At 69.9% G+C, this 17007-nt stretch carries 13 protein-coding genes; 7 read left to right on the forward strand and 6 right to left on the reverse strand.

Features of this window, described 5'->3' with window-relative positions; translation table 11 throughout:
• Window positions 1-88 precede the first annotated feature (88 nt).
• Window positions 89-1480 (forward strand): YcjX family protein, encoded by a 1392-nt coding sequence (locus tag ABV408_RS12520; protein WP_353979270.1) that lies wholly within the window; start codon window positions 89-91, stop codon window positions 1478-1480.
• Window positions 1477-2538: a TIGR01620 family protein gene (locus tag ABV408_RS12525; protein ID WP_353979271.1), complete on the forward strand. Its 1062-nt coding sequence runs from the start codon at window positions 1477-1479 to the stop codon at window positions 2536-2538. Before ABV408_RS12520 ends, ABV408_RS12525 begins: the two co-directional genes overlap by 4 nt.
• 38 nt (window positions 2539-2576) lie before the next feature.
• Here the strand turns inward: ABV408_RS12525 and ABV408_RS12530 are convergent, their stop codons facing one another.
• The 6 genes from ABV408_RS12530 to ABV408_RS12555 form a co-directional block, all read right to left on the reverse strand.
• Complete coding sequence (locus tag ABV408_RS12530) at window positions 2577-3377, reverse strand: Cof-type HAD-IIB family hydrolase (RefSeq protein WP_353979272.1); 801 nt, start codon at window positions 3375-3377, stop codon at window positions 2577-2579.
• A 185-nt stretch (window positions 3378-3562) separates the two neighbouring features.
• Window positions 3563-5251, reverse strand: coding sequence for an N-acetylglucosamine-specific PTS transporter subunit IIBC (gene nagE / locus ABV408_RS12535; RefSeq protein ID WP_353979273.1), 1689 nt, complete (start codon window positions 5249-5251; stop codon window positions 3563-3565).
• Between the two features lie 65 nt (window positions 5252-5316).
• Window positions 5317-8007: a phosphoenolpyruvate--protein phosphotransferase gene (gene ptsP, locus ABV408_RS12540; protein WP_353979274.1), complete on the reverse strand. Its 2691-nt coding sequence runs from the start codon at window positions 8005-8007 to the stop codon at window positions 5317-5319.
• Window positions 8008-8120: 113 nt separating this feature from the next.
• Entirely contained in the window at window positions 8121-9140 is a 1020-nt protein-coding gene (locus ABV408_RS12545) for an SIS domain-containing protein (RefSeq protein WP_353979275.1), read from the reverse strand.
• Complete coding sequence (gene nagA / locus ABV408_RS12550; protein WP_353979276.1) at window positions 9131-10267, reverse strand: N-acetylglucosamine-6-phosphate deacetylase; 1137 nt, start codon at window positions 10265-10267, stop codon at window positions 9131-9133. The genes ABV408_RS12545 and nagA overlap by 10 nt, the downstream gene beginning before the upstream one ends.
• Before the next feature lie 31 nt (window positions 10268-10298).
• Complete coding sequence (locus tag ABV408_RS12555) at window positions 10299-11033, reverse strand: GntR family transcriptional regulator (protein WP_353979277.1); 735 nt, start codon at window positions 11031-11033, stop codon at window positions 10299-10301.
• A gap of 165 nt (window positions 11034-11198) precedes the next feature.
• On the opposite strand from ABV408_RS12555, the gene ABV408_RS12560 reads away from it, so the two are divergent.
• From ABV408_RS12560 to ABV408_RS12580, 5 genes are all read left to right on the forward strand, one after another.
• A complete protein-coding gene (locus tag ABV408_RS12560; RefSeq protein WP_353979278.1) occupies window positions 11199-11831 on the forward strand; it encodes an NAD(P)-binding oxidoreductase in 633 nt (210 codons plus the stop codon).
• 98 nt (window positions 11832-11929) lie between these two features.
• Complete coding sequence (locus tag ABV408_RS12565; RefSeq protein WP_353979279.1) at window positions 11930-13870, forward strand: exoribonuclease II; 1941 nt, start codon at window positions 11930-11932, stop codon at window positions 13868-13870.
• A gap of 218 nt (window positions 13871-14088) precedes the next feature.
• The gene (locus ABV408_RS12570; RefSeq protein ID WP_353979280.1) at window positions 14089-15222 is read left to right on the forward strand and encodes a glycosyltransferase family 1 protein; all 1134 of its coding nucleotides are present in this window, start codon (window positions 14089-14091) and stop codon (window positions 15220-15222) included.
• The gene (locus tag ABV408_RS12575; RefSeq protein WP_353979281.1) at window positions 15215-16006 is read left to right on the forward strand and encodes a polysaccharide deacetylase family protein; all 792 of its coding nucleotides are present in this window, start codon (window positions 15215-15217) and stop codon (window positions 16004-16006) included. Before ABV408_RS12570 ends, ABV408_RS12575 begins: the two co-directional genes overlap by 8 nt.
• The gene (locus tag ABV408_RS12580; RefSeq protein WP_353979282.1) at window positions 16003-17001 is read left to right on the forward strand and encodes a lysylphosphatidylglycerol synthase transmembrane domain-containing protein; all 999 of its coding nucleotides are present in this window, start codon (window positions 16003-16005) and stop codon (window positions 16999-17001) included. The genes ABV408_RS12575 and ABV408_RS12580 overlap by 4 nt, the downstream gene beginning before the upstream one ends.
• Window positions 17002-17007: the final 6 nt, after the last annotated feature.

Below are 17007 nucleotides of genomic sequence, written 5' to 3' on the forward strand. Positions count from 1 at the left end.
CCCTTTTTGTGTCGGACCCTTGCCTGAACAGCGGTTTACCCACACATTTCAGCTACCCTGACGGCGAATGCGTGCGGAAAACGAGGCGATGCCCCGAGACCTGACCCAAGAGATTCACAACCTGATCGAGCGCGGCCGCGATCGCCAGCTGCGCCTGGCGGTGACCGGGCTCTCCCGCGCCGGCAAGACCGCGTTCCTGACCTCGCTGGTCAACCAGCTGCGTCATGCCGGTATCGATGCCCGGCTGGACCTGCTCAAGCCGGCCCGCGAAGGCCGCCTGCTCGGTGCCCAGCGGATGTCGCAGCCCGACCTGGGCATTCCGCGCTTCCCCTATGACGAGGCGCTCGCCAGCCTGTCCGGCGAGCCGCCGCGCTGGCCCGAGCCGACCCGCGGAATCAGCGAGCTGCGCCTCAAGCTGCGCTTCAAGACCCGGCGCGCCCGCGGCCTGCTGGGCGATACCGCCAATCTGACCCTGGATCTGATCGACTATCCCGGCGAGTGGCTGCTCGACCTGCCGCTGCTCGGCCACGACTTCCTCGGCTGGAGCGAGACCCAGCTCGCGGCCATGGGCCCCGAGCGCCAGCGCTTCGCCGAGCCGTGGCGCCGCGCGGTCACCGCCCATCGCCCCGACGAGACGCTCGACGAGACCCGCCTGGCCGAGCTCGCGGGGCTTTACGCCGACACTCTCCGGCAGGCCCGCGAGGCCGGCTTCTCGCATCTGCAGCCGGGGCGCTTCCTGCTTCCCGGCGAACTCGAGGGCGCGCCGGTGCTGCAGTTCTTTCCGCTGCCCGGCATCGCCGAGGCGGACCGTCGCCAGCTCGAAGCGCTGCCCGCCGAGAGCCTCTACAAGACCCTGACGCGGCGCTTTCGCCACTACCAGCAGCACGTGGTCAAGCCGTTCTACCGTGAGCATTTTCGCCGCTTCGATCGTCAGATCGTGCTGGTCGACGTGCTCGGCGCGCTCAACGCCGGCCCCGAACGCTTCGAGGATCTCGCCGCCGCCCTGACCACGCTGATGCAGAGCTTCGACTATGGCAAGCGCGGCCTGATCAACCGGCTGTTCGCGCCGCGTATCGACCGGCTGGCGATCGCCGCCACCAAGGCCGATCACGTCACCCCGGATCAGCACCCTCATCTGGTTGCGCTGCTCGAATCCCTGCTGGCCGAACCGCTCAAGGATCTGCGCTACGCCGACGTCCCGGTACGCGCTTTCTCACTCGCAGCGATCCGCGCCACCGAGAATCGCGAGGTGGAGAGCGACGGCCAGCGCCAGCCGGCGCTGCGTGGACACGGCCTCGACGACGCCCCGCTGCTGCTCTATCCCGGCGACGTCCCCGCGCGGCCGCCCGATGCCGGTTTCTGGCAGCGTCAGGGCTTCACCTTCACCGCCTTTCGCCCGCCGCGAGCCGATGGCGGCGCGCTGCCGCACATCCGCATGGACGCAGCGCTCGACTGGCTGCTGGGAGACAAACTGCGATGAGCGATCCACGCCCCGGCCGCCGCTTCGACCAGCCCGCCGCCAGCGACGAGCGCACCGACGACGCCGCGACGCTGCGCGGCGCGCACGCCTACCTGCCCGAGCAGGCCTCGACCCCGGCGCCCGAGGAGGAGATGCCCTCGCCGGCGCTGGATGCCGCCCTGGCGCCGCCGCGCAAGCGTCGCTGGGGGCTGCTGGTGCTGTTCACCGCCAGCCTTGGGTTGGGCACCCTGGAGGCGGGCCAGACCCTCTACCAGGCCACCCTGGGCGGCGACTGGCTGGCCGGCGCCTGGAGCGCGCTGGGGCTGCTGGCACTCGGCCTCGGCGGCAAGGCGCTGCTGGGTGAGCTGTGGCGACTACGCAAGCTGCGCCGCCACGCCCGCCTGCGCGAGCGCCTCGACGACACCTGGCCGGCGAGCGGCGAAGGCGCCCAGGAGAACGCCGAACCGCTGGCGCTGGCCGAGTCGCTGCGCACCCAGATGGGGCTCGCGCAGGGGCATCCGCACTGGCAATCCTTCATCGCCGCGCACGAGGCGCATCACAGCGCCGCCGAAACCCGTGAACTGCTCGCCTGGCACCTGCTGCGCCCGCGGGACCAGGCGGCGCGCCGGCTGATCACACGAATGTCGGGAGAGACCGCGGTGATGGTCGCGGTGAGTCCGCTGACCCTGGTGGACATGGCACTGATGGCGTGGCGCAACATCTCCATGCTCGATCGTATCGCCGCGCTCTACGGCTTGCAGCTCGGCTACGCCAGCCGTCTGCGCCTGTTCCGCGAGGTACTGCGCAACATGGCCTTCGCCGGCGCCAGTGAGATGGTCACCGATGCCGGCATGGACCTGCTGTCGATGAACCTCGCCGCCAAGCTCTCCACTCGCGCCGGTCAGGGACTGGGCGCCGGCCTGCTGACCGCGAGGCTCGGTCTGCGCGCCATCGCCACCACCCGCCCGATCGCCTTCACCGCCGACGAGCGCCCGCGCCTGGCCGATCTCCGCCGCGAGGTGTGGCAGCAGCTGCGCCGGCTGGACGACTCGGCCCAGAGCGGCCGCGAGCCGAGCTGACCGCCGACGTAGAACGCAGGTATGTTGTAAGCGCCCTCTCAGTCGAGCGCGAAGAAACGCCGCAGGGTATGCGCCACCGCCGCCTCGTGATGGGCGCCAATGCGCTCCGCCCGGGGCAGTCGGGCGATCACCTCGGGGTGGGCATTGGCGACCACGAAGGCGTTGCCGGCCAGCGTCAGCATCTCGATGTCATTGAAGTTGTCGCCGAAGGCCAGCGCCTGCGCGGCGGGCATCGCCAGCGCCGCCAGGGTCTGCGCCAGCGCGCTGCCCTTGTCGACCCCGCGCTGCATCACCTCCAGCGAATTGGCCGCCGAATAGGTAATGTGCAGCGCCTCACCGTAGCGCTCGCGCAGCGTGCGCTCGAGCGGTGCGAGCAGCGCCGGCTCACCGATATAGAGCACCTTGCTCACCGCCTCCTGACTCAGGTCGCGCAGCGCATCGACCTGGTAGGTGAAACCGGTCATGGCGTGCAGTGGCAACAACTCCGGCGCCTCGGCGTCGATCAGCCAGCGCTCGCGGGTATACAGATTGAGCCGCACCGACGCCGGCCGCGGCAGCGCCACCAGCGCCTCCACCAGCGCCGGCGGTACCAGACGTTCACTGACCACGCGGTCGTCGGCATCGAATACGCAGGCGCCGTTGCTGCTGATGATCCAGGCGGGGAGTTCGAGCTGGCGCCGGATCGCGGCGATATCGAGGTGGTGACGCCCGGAGGCCAGCGCCAGGGTGTGGCCGCGCGCGACCAGTTGCGCCAGCGTCTCGCGGGTCAACGCTGCGACACGGTGCTCGGCGTCGAGCAGGGTACTGTCGAGATCGCTGGCAATCAGGTAGAGAGGCATGAGCGCTCCTGTGGCTCTGGCGAATGGAACTCTGGCGAATGGAACTAGGGCGAATGGGACTGGGTGCGAGCGCAGCCTGCGCTCGCTGAGCTCTTACGACGCGCGGGCACAGCGCCGCACCGAGGCGCAGACGACACAGGCGTCGTCCGCGCCTCAAGATACCACTGTCGCACCGCGCGTGAGGCTCAGTCAGCCAGACTCCTGGCCACGGCCGCCGCCTGCGGCCCCATCACCACATGCAGGGTACCGTCGGCGAAGCGCTGCACCCCGGCGGCGCCCAGCCCGCGCAGCGTGGACTCGTCCAGCTGCCGACGGTCGGTCAGTTCGAGGCGCAGCCGGGTCGTGGCGACGACACTCACCTGGCGCAGGTTGTCGTGTCCGCCCACGACCGCCAGCCACGCCGCCCGGGAGTCGGCATCGAGCTCGGCGGTGGCCAGCGCGGCGTGCTCCGCGTCCCCCGCCGCGGGCGCCGGCACGGCAGCGACCGCCGCGCCCTGCTGACGCAGCGCGCTGCGGATATCGTCGGCCACGGCGTCGGCGATCGGCCCCAGGATCACCTGCAGCCCGCCGCCGCGCAGCCGCAGAATGCCGCGCGCGCCCAGCGCCTTGAGCGCCGCCTCGTCGATGGTATCCGCCTCTTTCGTCACCAGGCGCAGGCGCGTGGTGCAGGCGCCCACGCTGAGCAGATTGGCCGCCCCGCCCAGGGCCTCGACGAACGCGGGTCCGCGCGGACCGGCCTGGGTCGCCGCGGTCGCGGTCGCCGTCTCTGGCTCCCGCCCCGGCGTGGGCAGATCGAAGCGCGCGATGGCCCAGCGGAACACCAGGTAGTAGAGCGCGAAGTAGGCCAGCCCCACCGGGATCATCATCCAGCCGTGGGTCGAGAGACCGTAGGAGAGCGCGTAGTCGAAGGCGCCAGCGGAGAAGGTGAAGCCGAGCTTGACCCCGAGCAGATCCATCAGCGCCATCGAAAGGCCGGTCATCAGCGCATGGAAGGCGTAGAGCAGCGGCGCCAGGAACATGAACGAGAACTCGATCGGCTCGGTCACCCCGGTGAGGAAGGCGGTCAGCGCCAGCGACAACAGCAGCCCGCCGACCTGGGCGCGGCGGCCGCGCGGCGCGGCGTGGTACATCGCCAGCGCCGCTGCCGGCAGCCCGAACATCATCACCGGGAAGAAACCCGCCATGAAGCCGCCGGCACTGGGGTCGCCGGCGAAGAAGCGGTTGAGGTCGCCGGTCGCACCGTCGTAGCTGCCGAACACGAACCACACGAAGCTGTTGAGCACATGGTGGAGACCGGTGACGATCAGGATCCGATTGAACACGCCATAGACGAAAAGCCCCAGATCGCCGGCGTCGATCAGCCACTGGCCGAGCTGGTCGATGGCGTGCTGGATCGGCGGCCAGATCACCCCGAAGAGCCCGCCGAGTACCACGGCGGAGAGCCCGGTGACGATGGGGATGAAGCGTCGCCCGCCGAAGAACGCCAGATAGTCCGGCAGCTTGATCGCCTTGTAGCGGTTGTAGAGCAGCCCGGCCACGCTGCCGATGATGATCCCGCCGAGCACGCCCATGTTGATCTCCGGGTTGAGCGTCTCGAGCACCGCCTCCAGCACCAGGTAACCGACCACCCCGGCCAGCCCGGCGGCACCGTTGTCGTCATCGGCGAACCCCACCGCCACGCCGATGGCGAAGATCAGCGCCAGATGGGAAAAGACCGCGTTGCCGGCATTGGCGATGAACCCGATGTCGAGCAGGTCGGGTTGGCCCAGGCGCAGCAGCAGCCCCGCCACCGGCAGCACGGCAATGGGCAGCATCAGCGAGCGCCCGAGTTTCTGCAGTCCGGCCATCAGCCGGGTACCCATCGTCTGGAGCATGACCCTCTCCTGGCTATTGTGCTTGTACTATTGCTAGTGCGTGTGAATATGGCATCGGCGCTGGGTCACGCCGGTGCGGCAGGCGCCGAGGCATCGAGCCACGCCGCCAGCGCCGCGCGCACCGCGGCGCCATCGTCCAGCGCCAGCAGTTCCGGCACCCGGGCGGCCAGGGCCGCGGCGTCGAGCTCGCGTAGCCACGCCTTGAGACCGGCGATGCCGGCGGGTTCCAGCGACAGCTCGTCGACCCCCATCGCCACCAGCAGCGCCGCCGCCAGCGGATCGCCGGCAGCAGCCCCGCACACCCCGACCGGGCAGCGGCCTCGGGCCCCCTCGAGGGTGGCCTGGATCAGCCGCAGCACGCCGGGGTGGAGCACGTCGCAGTGCGCCGCCAAATCCGCCACTTCGCGATCCATGGCCAGGGCGTACTGGGTCAGGTCGTTGGTGCCGATGGAGAAGAAGTCGGCCTCTTGGGCCAGACTCGCGGCGCACAGGGCCGCCGACGGCACCTCGATCATCACCCCGAGGGCCGGCAGCCGGCCGACCCCGAGTGCGGCGGCGCGCGCCGCCAGGCGCTGGCGCACCCAGCGCAGCTCGCCGACATCGCTCACCATCGGCAGCATCAGGTGCAGCGGCATCGCCGCGTCCGCCGCCGGCGCCTCGTTGCCCGCCAGCAGCAGCGCATCGAGCTGGGTCTCGAACAGCTCGGGCAAGGCCTGCCACAGGCGGATACCGCGCTCGCCCAGGGCCGGATTGGGGGCCGCCGGCAGGGACAGATAGTCGAGCTGCTTGTCGGCGCCGATATCGAGCAGGCGCACGATCACCGGCTTGCCATCGAGTGCGGCCAGCGCGGCGGCATACTCGTGACGCTGGGACTCGCGGGTCGGCGCTGCGCTGCGTCCCAGGAACAGAAACTCGCTGCGCAACAGGCCCACGCCGTCGGCGCCGGCTCGCGCGGCGACCTGCGCCTCCGCCGCCGAACCGACATTGGCCGCGACCTGCACCCGGCGACCGTCGCGGGTGATCACCGCCGCACCGGCCTGCTCGGCCGCGCTGCGTGCCTGCGCCTGTCGACGTTCACGTTCGGCCTCCAGCGCCGCCAGGCGCTCGGCGTCGGGCGCACTCTCGAGCACGCCGCGGGTGGCATCGAGTACCGCGTGTTCGGCGTCGAGCTGGAGCAGCGCCTCGCCCAGCCCCATCACACAGGGGATGCCCCGCGCCCGGGCGAGGATGGCCAGATGCGAGGTAGCCCCCCCGGCGGCCAGACACAGCCCTTGGATACGCTCGGCCACGGCTACGAACTGCGACGGCGTCATCTCGCGGGCGGTCAGAATCGCCCCATCGAGATCATCATCCGCGGCTTCCGCAGCGCCGTCGTCCGTCGCCAGCACCACCATCACCCGCCGCTGCAGGTCACGCAGATCGTCGACGCGCGCCGCCAGCAGCGCGCTGTCGCTCTGGCGCAGGCGCTCGATCTCCGCCTGCAGCGCCGCGTACCAGCCCTGCCCGGCGCCCTGACCAGCGGCGATATGGCGCTCGGCTACCGCACGCAGCGCCGGGTCCTCCAGCCACGCCAGGTGCGCCTCGAAGATCTCTGCTTCCTCCCGCTGCCCCTGGGCTTCGGCCGAACGCCGGGCAGCTTCCAGCGTCGCGGCGGCCGTCTCCAGCGCCGCCGCCAGCGCCTGACGCTCCGTCGCCGGGTCGGCGACCGTCTCGGCGACCCGCGGCAGCGGCGGGTCGTAGCGCCGCAGCGGACCGATCGCGATCCCGGCGCTGGCACTGATGCCCCGCAGCAAGCCCTCCTCCTGTTGGCGCACGCCGCTCGCCGGCGGCGCGGTCTCGGGCGCCGTGGAAACGCCCCCGGCCGACGCGGCGTCGGGCGCCTTCGAGACGTCAGACGCCACCTCCTCGGTGCCCAGCAGTGCGCTGGCGGCGGCGAGTGCCGCCTGGCGCTGCGCGCCCCGGGCCACCAGGGTCACCCGGCTACCCTGAACCAGCCCCAGGTTGAGCAGCGCGCTGACACTCGCGGCGTCGGCCTCGCGACCATCCGCCGCCATCAGCCGCAGGGCGACGTCGTGCGCCCGGGCGATGGCGCGCAGACGCGCCGCCGGGCGTGCATGGATACCGCTGGCAGCGGCGACAATCGCCTCGCCGCGGGCCTCGGCACCTTCGTCAGCACATTCGCCTGCGCTACTCGCTGCATCACGCCCCGCGCCGCTCACCGCCTCGGTGCCACTCGCACTGTCTGTGCCCTCGCCGCCGCTAGCCTCGCCACCTTCTCGCTCACCACCCGCACCATGACAGAGCAACAGCGGTTCGCCGCGCTCGACCACCTGCCCCGGGGTCACCAGCAGCTCGAGGCGCTGATCCACGGCGTTGGTCAGCACGATCGGCGTCAGCAGCGCCTTGGCCTGGCGCGCCACCCGGTCGGCGTCGAAGCGCAGCAGGGGCGTGCCGGCGCTGACCCGCTCACCCTCGGCAACCAGCAGGCTGAAGCCGTCGCCGGCCAGATCGACGGTATCGAGCCCCAGGTGCAACAGCCACTCGCCACCGGCATCGTCGCGCAGAGTGACCGCATGGCGCGTGCGCGCGCACTGGATCACCTCGCCAGCGCAGGGAGCGTGAAGGGCGTCATCGAGCGGATCGAGCGCAATCCCAGGCCCCAGGGCCTCGGCGGCGAAGACCGGATCGGGTAGCTCACCGAGCGCCACCACCAGGCCTCGCAGGGGCGCACTGAGAATGTGGGGAGAAGCAGCCATGAGACCTCCGGCGGCGTGTCAAAGCGTGAATGGGTAGCGCCTGCCCGCGCCCCCACCCGAGATAGTAAATGGGGGCGACGGGGAGGCGGCCGAGCGTGATGCTGGAGCGCGGTCTAGAGCGTGCGGGTCACCTTCTGCAGATGCCGCGGACGATCGGGATCGCCGCCGCGGGCCACCGCCAGGCGTGCCGCCATGACATAGAAGCTCTGGATTACCGCCAGCGGCTGGAGATCGTCGTGGCCGGCGTCAATCACGTCCAGCTCGCGCCCGGCGACACTGGCGTCCGCCGCCAGCAGTACTCTTGCGCCGACCCCGCGCAGCCACGCCGCCAGGTCGAGCAGGCCGGCCTGATCCGGCCCCGGTGGCGCCAGCACCAGCACCGGGTAGCCGGGTTCGATCAGCGCCATCGGGCCGTGCTTGACCTCGGCGGCACTGAACGCCTCGGCCTGAATGCCGCAGGTCTCCTTGAACTTGAGCGCCGCTTCCTGGGCGACGGCGAGCCCCACCCCGCGTCCGATCACCAGCAGCCGGTCGACATCGACCAGCGCTTCCACCGCGGCTTGCCAATCGCAGGCGGCGGCGCTTTCCAGCCGCTCGGGTAGCCGTTCGAGAGCGCTCAGCAGCTCGGGGTCGCCCTGCCACGCCGCGATCAGATGCGCCGCCGCGGCCAGGGTCGCGAGATAGCTCTTGGTCGCGGCCACGCTCTGCTCGCCCCCGGCATGCAGGCCCAGGTTGTGCTGCGAGGCTGCCGCCAGCTCGGAGTCGAGGGCGTTGACCAGCGCCAGGGTACGCGCCCCGCCCGCCGCCAGCGCGCGCTGGGTGGCGATCAGATCGGGGCTCGCCCCGGACTGCGAGATCGCCAGCGCCAGTTGCCCGGAGACCCGCCATGGCGTCCCGGCAAGGGTGGTCAGCGACGGCGGGATAGAGGTGATCGGCAACCCGAGGCGCTTCATGCCGAGGTAGGCAAAATAGGCCGCCGCATGATCGGAGCTGCCGCGGGCCACGGTCACGGCCCCGTGCAGATCGGTGGCGCGCAGCTCGCGCCCCAACGTGGCCACCGTGGCGGCATTGGCCTGCCACTGCTCGCGCAGGCGTTGCGGGGCGCTCAGCGCCTCTTCCAGCATCAGCGACATGGGTCTGTCTCCACGGTGGGCGCCGCGTCGCGGCGGTGGACACACTCGCCGCCGACATAGACGGCGTCGAGATCGAGATCGGCGCTCATCACCGCCACGTCGGCGTGGGCGCCGACCGCCAGCCGACCGATCTCGTGCTCGCCGAGGAAGTCAGCGGGGAAGCGCGACAGCCGCTGGGCGGCATCGGCCAGATCGAGACCGATGGCAACCAGATTGCGCAGCGCCTGATCCATGGTCAGGGTGCTGCCGGCGAGCGTGCCATCGGCCAGGCGCACCCCGCCCAGGCACTTGGTGACCTGCTGCGCGCCGAGCCGGTACTCGCCGTCGGGCATACCCGCCGCCGCGGTGGAGTCGGTCACGGCGTAGAGCCGCGGAATGCAGCGCAGCGCGGCGCGGATCGCCCCCGGGTGCACGTGCAACAGGTCGGGGATGATCTCGGCGTACTCGGCGTGGGCCAGGGCGGCGCCGACCATGCCCGGCTTGCGGTGGTGCAGGCCACTCATGGCATTGAACAGGTGCGTGAAACCGCGGGCACCGTGGGCGAGCCCGGCCACGCCCTCTTCATAGCTGCCCAGCGAGTGGCCCATCTGCACTCGCACGCCGCGCCCGTCCAGATGACGGATCAGCTCGGCGTGCCCGGAGAGCTCCGGAGCCAGGGTCAACAGCCGGATCGGTGCCAGCGCCAGCAGCGCCTCGACCTCCGCGATCACGCCGGGGCGCGCGCAGGGCGGCTGAGCGCCGAGCTTGCCGGGATTGATATAGGGCCCTTCCAGGTGCACGCCGAGCAGCCGCGCGGCGCACTCGGGGGGCGCGGCAATCCACGCCGCGGCATCGCGCAGGGCGCGCTCGATCTCCACCGGCGGCGCGGTCATGGTCGTGACCAGCAGGCTGGTGGTGCCGAAGCGCACATGGGTGCGTGCCAGGGTCGCCGCGGCCTCGCCGCCCTCCATGGCGTCGGCACCGCCGCCACCATGCACGTGCAGGTCGACGAACCCGGGCAGCAGCCGCGGATGCGCGTTGTCGTTGGGGTCGACCGCCTGGCCGTCGATCGCCGTCACCCGCCCCGCCTGCCAGCGCAGCCAGCCCAGGCGCCAGCCGTCCGGGGTCAGGATGTTGCCGTACAGCATGTACTCTCCTCGGGTGATGCCGCCGTCGGCATCACTGCGTCAGTTCCACCATGAAGTCGTAGTAGTCGGTACGGCAGTAGGTGACGGTCAATTCCGCCGCCCTTCCGTCCGCCAGATAGCCCAGACGCGTCATCACCAGCAGCGCCTGGGACTCGGCGACCTCGGCCAGCGCTGCCAGCTCGGCGTCGGCGTTGCACGCCGAGACGTGCTGCAGCGCCCGTACCACCGGGGTGCCCTGACTCTCGAGATAGCGGTAGAGCGAGTGCTCGACCGCCTGCGGGTCGGCCACCACGCTCACCGGCAGGCAGCTCTCCTCCACCGCCACCACCACGTCGTCGGCCAGGCGCAGACGCTTCAACCGCGCTACCCGGCTGTCCGCGGTCAGCCCCAGGCGCAGTCCCTCTTCCGCCGTGGGCACGCCCAGACGTCGCTCGAGCCAGCGCGAGCTCGGACGATGCCCGCGCTGCACCAGCAGCTCGGTGAAACTGGTGAGCCGGGTCAGCGACTGGTTGAGCCGGGGGGCAATGAAGGTGCCCGAGCCGCGGCTGCGCTGGATCAGCCCCAGCGCCACCAGTCGGTCGAGCGCCTTGCGCGCGGTGATGCGTGAAATGTCCAGCGTCTCCGCCAGCACCCGTTCGGAGGGCAGCGCCTCGCCCGCCTCCCAGTCCCCCGACTCGATCGCCTCGATCAGCTGCTGCGCCAGTTGCCGATAGAGCGGCGTGGCGCGCGAGGCATCGAGTTGCAGGCGGGAGAGTGACGACGGCATGGCGCGGCTTTCCAAGGTTAGGCGTCAGGATAGATACCAGTTCAATACCACTAACATAACCACTGTAATACCACTTCACCAGCCCCCACTTTGGTCGTATCACGCATCCTCTGCCATGCTCAGAGGTAGACCCGAGACGTCGTCACAACAGCGAGGAGAGACGAGATGAGCAAGACACTGGTCATCGGTGCCAACGGTCAGATCGGCCGCCGCTTCTGCCAGCAGGCCGCCGCCCAGGGAACGTCGGTGCGCGCCATGCTCCGCGACACTTCTCAGCAGGCCTTCTTCGACGAGCTGGGCGTCGAGAGCGTGATCGGCGATCTCGCCGGCGACATGCGTGCCGCCTTCGCCGGCTGCGACGCGGTGCTGTTCACCGCCGGCTCCGGCGCGTCCACCGGCCTCGACCGCACCCTGATGATCGATCTCAACGGCGCCATGCGCGCGGTGGACGAGGCGCGCGAAGCCGGCATCCGGCGTTTCGTGATGGTCTCCACCCTGCACGTCGACCCGCTGGCGGGGCCCGAGAAGCTGCAGCCCTATCTGGTCGCCAAGCGCGCCGCCGACGCCTACCTGATGGCCAGCGAGCTCGACTGGACGGTACTGCGGCCGGGGCGTCTCACCGATGAACCGGGCAGCGGCCGCGTCGCGCTGTCGCAGGCGGCCGCAGCCAGTGGCGAGATATCACGCGACGACGTCGCCAGCGTGGCCCTGGCGGTGCTCGGGCACCCCGCCCCGGCGCGCGAGTACGTGCTGCTGGCGGGCGACACGCCGATCGCCGAGGCGGTTGACGCGGGCTGAAGCACCGGCCGTGCCGGCCGCGAGCCGGCGCGGCGGGTTGGCGTGAAAACGCCGGAATCCGTATAGTGTCGCTCTCGCCCAACGACCGATTCGATACGATGCTGCAGAACAACGCTCTTCTGGCCCAGCTGAAGCAAGACATCCGCGCCCAGACCCCGCGTGCCCAGGGCACGATCAAAGCCACTGACAAGGGCTTCGGTTTCCTCGAGACCGAGGACGGAACCTCTTACTTCATTCCCCCGCCCGCCATGAAGCAGGTTCTGCACGGCGACCGTATCGAAGCCGCGATCAAGGAGGATGGCGACAAGAAGCAGGCCGAGCCGGAGAAGCTGATCGAAGCCTCCCTCGATCGCTTCATCGCCCGTGTCCAGCTGCGAGAGGGCCGGCTTGCGGTGATCCCCGATCACCCCTCGATCAACCAGCCGCTCAAGGCGCGCATCAAGCGCTCCCTCGACGAGGCCAGCATCGCCGACGGCGACTGGGTCGTGGCACGTCTGGTACGCCATCCGCTGCGTCCCGACGACCGCGGTTTCTTCACCCAGATCGATGAGTTGGTGGTCAAGCGCGACGACCCCGCCGTGCCGTGGCGGGTGACGCTGGCGCGCCATGCGCTGGAGCAGGAGTGCCCGCCGGCCGCCGAGAGCTGGCCGCTGCAGGAAGAGGGTCTCAAGCGCGAAGACCTCACCGCCGAGCCGTTCTTCACCATCGACGGCGAGAAGACCCGCGACATGGACGACGCCCTGCGCGTCGAGACCAGCGACGACGGCTGGACCCTGACGGTGGCGATCGCCGATCCCACTGCCTATGTCGACGAGTCCCACCCGGCCGACCAGGAAGCGCGTACCCGCGCCTTCACCGTCTACCTGCCGGGTCAGAACGTGACCATGCTGCCGGAAGCGCTGGCCGACGATCTGTGCTCGCTCAAGCCCGACGTCGAACGCCCGGTGCTCGCCTGCCGTCTGCAGGTGGGCCGCGATGGCACGCTCGGCGAGTACCGTTTCTTCGCCGCGACCATCCGCTCCCAGGCGCGGCTGGTCTACGACGACGTCTCCGACTGGCTCGAAGGGGTGAACAACGCCGCGACACCGGCGGCGGCGATCGCGCCCCAGCTCGAGGCCTTGCGCGATCTGGCCCAGGCCCGCGCGGCCTGGCGCGAGCAGCACACCCTGGTGTTCAAGGATCGCCCCGACTACGTCTTCGATCTCGACGACGCCGGCAACGTGCTCGCTATCCGGACCGAAACCCGCCGCACCGGCCAGCGCATGATCGAAGAGGCGATGATCGTCGCCAACGCCTGCTGCGCCGACCTGCTGTCGCGGGAAGTGGGGCACGGTATCTTCAACGTCCACCACGCCTTCGAGCCCGAAAAACTCGACCCGGCACTGGAGTTCCTCGCCGCTCAGGGGATCGAGGTGGAGCGCGAACAGCTCAGCGAGCTGCCGCGCTACCGTGAACTGCGCCGGGCGCTGGATAGCCGCGAGGACGCCTGGCTCGATGCCCGCCTGCGTCGTTTCCAGGGCTACACCAACATGTCCGCCCGCCCTGGCCCCCACTTCGGCCTGGGTCTGCCCGCCTACGCCACCTGGACCTCACCGATCCGCAAGTACGGCGATATGGTCAATCATCGCCTGATCAAGCGCGTGCTCAAGGGCGAAGCAGCGCCGGCGGAAGCCAGCCAGCGCCTGACCGAGCAGTTGACCGAGCGTCGCCGACTGAACCGAATGGCCGAACGCGACGTCAAAGACTGGCTCTATGTGCGCTATCTGGGGCAGTTCCTGGATCAAGGCACGGTGTACGACGCCGATATCATCGATATCCGTCGTGGCGGCATGCGCGTGCGGCTGAGCGCCAACGGCGCCACCGCCTTCATCCCCGCGCCGATGCTGCACAGCGACCGCGATCAGGTGGCGATCGACGACAAGGAAGGCCGCATCCAGATCGCCGGCGAACCTTGTTATCAACTGGGCGGCACGCTGCGCGTCAAGCTCGTCGAGGCGCGCGAAGCGACCCGCTCGCTGGTGGCGACGCCCGCCGAGTGACATGAACCGAGCCGCAGGCGCCAGGGACGGCGCTGGCAGGCTACCACCATGGTGTGAACACCCTGTGACAGCGACGCGATATACTGCTGTCTAGGAAAGACCTTCAACGTCCGGTGGGAGCGATCCGCCGGCACTCCGTCATCCGGTCTTTTCTGGCGTCATCGCCATTCTCGGAATGCGCCGTATCGACAGGGATCGTTTTTTAGAGGAGCGGCTCGTTGCATATTGCCGACGTCACGATGTTCTATGCCCCCGCCAGTGGCGGGGTTCGTACCTACCTCGACGCCAAGCACCGGCGCCTGGCCAAGCTCCCCGGGGTCACCTGCAGTCTACTGATCCCCGGCCCCCAACTGGTCTCCCATGGCGGTGTTCACGAGGTCCCCTCACCGCCGCTGCCGTTCAGTCAGGGCTACCGCTTTCCGCTGCGCCGCCGCGGCTGGGAGCGCGAGCTGTTGCGGGTCAAACCGGACATCATCGAGGCAGGCGACCCCTACGTCACCGGCTGGGCCGCGCTCGACGCCGGGCGCAAGCTCGACGTACCGGTGGTCGGCTTCTATCATTCGGACCTGCCCCGCCTGATCAGCAACCGCCTCGGCAGCGGCACCGACCGCCTGGTCGAACGCTACGTCCACCGGCTCTATCGCCGTTTCGATCAGGTGCTGGCGCCCAGCCGGGTGATGGCGGAGCGCCTGACCCGGCTGGGGATCGAGCATGTCGCGGTACAGCCGCTGGGGGTCGATCTCGAAAGTTTCCACCCGCGCTTCCGCGATCCGGCACTACGCACCAAGCTCGGTCTCGACGACAACACCAAGCTTCTGATCTTCGTCGGCCGCGGCTCGCGCGAGAAGAACCTGCACCACCTGCTGGAGATGGCACGCCAGTTGGGCAAGGGCTATCACCTGCTGCTGGTCGGACCCAGCATGCCCAGCCAGACCCCGGACAACGTCAGTGTGATCGACCGCTACACGCCGACCGAGGAGGTCGCCGGCTGGCTCGCCTCGAGTGATGTCCTGGTCCACGCCGGCACCCAGGAGACCTTCGGCCTGGTCGCCCTCGAGGCGATGGCCAGCGGGATTCCGGTGATCGCCGCGCGCGCCGGTGCGCTGGCCGAGAACGTACCGCTGGGCTGCGGTCTGCTCAGCGAGCCGCACTCCCCCGCCGACATGGCGCGCGCGGTGCGTGAGCTGTTCACCCAGCACGACGCCGAACAGGCTGGACGCCGGGCGCGCCGTTACGTCGAGCGCCACCACGACTGGGACATCGTCATCGACGGGCTCCTCGCGCACTACCGTCGCCTGACCAGCGCCACCGCCAGTACTGCGGCGACACAGCACGGATCGCAGCATGGCTGATCAGCACTTCTCACTGGTCCTGCACGACATCGCGCCGGAAACCTGGCCCGACTACCAAGGTTTCGTCGAGGAGATCGACCGCCTGAGCGAGCGGCTCGGCCCGATTCCCATCACCTGGCTGGTGGTGCCCGACTTCCACGGCCGCGGCGAGTGTCGCCATAGCGACGAGCTGCGCCGGGTCCTGGATAGCCGCCTCGCCCGTGGCGACGAGCTGGTGCTGCACGGCTACTTCCATCGTGACGATGCCCCTCGGCCGCGCACCCTGCACGACTTCTACATGCGCCGCATCTACACCTGGGAGGGGGAGTTCTACACCCTCGACCAGGCCACCGCCGGCGCCCTGCTCGACGATGGCATGGCCCAGTTCGATGCCTGCGGCTGGCCCCACGGCGGCTTCGTCGCGCCGGCCTGGCTGATGAGCCAGGGCACCCGCGCCGCACTGCGTCAGCGCCCTTTCACCTACACCAGTGATCCGCAGCAGCTCTACCGCCTGCCCGGTTTCGATCCGATCAAGGCGCCGAGCATCGTCTGGAGCGCGCGCAGCGCCTGGCGACGCGGCATGTCGCGGGTAGTCAGTGCGATCCAGCAGCGCCGCTTCCAGCAGGCTGCGCTGCTGCGCCTGGCCCTGCATCCGGTCGACATGCGCTACCGCACCTCCTACGACTACTGGTATCGGCTGGTGGAGCAGCTCATGGGTGAAGGACGCCAGGCGGTGACCAAGCAGCACTGGCTGGATCATCACGCCCCCGACCTCGCCATGCGCAAGGATCGTTCGGCGGCATGAAACGGATCATCTGGTGTCTGGTGCTGGGCCTGGTGGCAGCACTGGCGATTCCCCTGCTGATCGGCGGGCGCGGTATCGTCACCGAGCTGCGCGGCTTCCCCACCTCCACGCTGCTGCTGATGCTGGGCATGATCTTCGTGTGCTGGAATCTCAACGCCCTGCGCCTGCGCCTGCTGCTGGCCGGGCGCGCCGGCAAGCTGTCACAGGCGCGCGCCTTCTCGATCGTGATGGCCACCGAATTCGCCATCTGTGCCACCCCGGGCGGCACCGGCGGCCCGCTGACCCTGCTCGGTCTGCTCGCCCGGCGCGGGGTGCGCCCGGCGCAATCCTCGGCGATCTTTGCCGTCGATCAGCTCACCGACCTGCTGTTCTTCCTCTCCGGCCTGGTCGGCGTCGCCGCCTATGTGCTGATCGAAGCGGTCGATCTGCAGCTGGGCTGGCTGGTGGGCCTGCCCACTACGCTGCTGGTCAGTGCGCTGGCGATCCTGTGGCTGACCCTGAGCCACTACAACCGGGTGATGCAGGTGACCGGGCGCTGGCTCGAGAAGCTCAATGTCAAGCGCCGCTCGCGCTTCGGTCTGGCGCGGCGCCTGCTGCACTTTCGCAACTCGCTGGTCGAGACCCTGCGCCTGCCACGCAGGCTACTGTTCGCGATCTTCCTGCTCTGCTGCGCCCACTGGCTGGTGCGCTACAGCGTGCTGTTCCTGGTGGTTCAGGGGCTGGGGCAGCATATCGACTGGGCCTGGACCTTCCTGGTGCAGATGGTGTCGATGGCCGCCGGCCAGCTGAGCTTTTTGCCCGGCGGCGCCGGCGGCGCCGAACTCACCTCCTCGGCACTGCTCACCCCACTGATCGGCGCCCAGGCAGCCGCCGCCTCGGTGCTGATCTGGCGCTTCGTCACCTACTACTTCTATCTGCTGGCCGGCTTCCCGATCTTTCTCGCCACCGCCGGCCGCGCCTTCCTGCGCATGATGGCTCGTCGTCAGCAGCGCTGATCGCCA

Source organism: Salinicola endophyticus, from assembly GCF_040536835.1.
GTDB lineage: Bacteria > Pseudomonadota > Gammaproteobacteria > Pseudomonadales > Halomonadaceae > Salinicola > Salinicola endophyticus_A.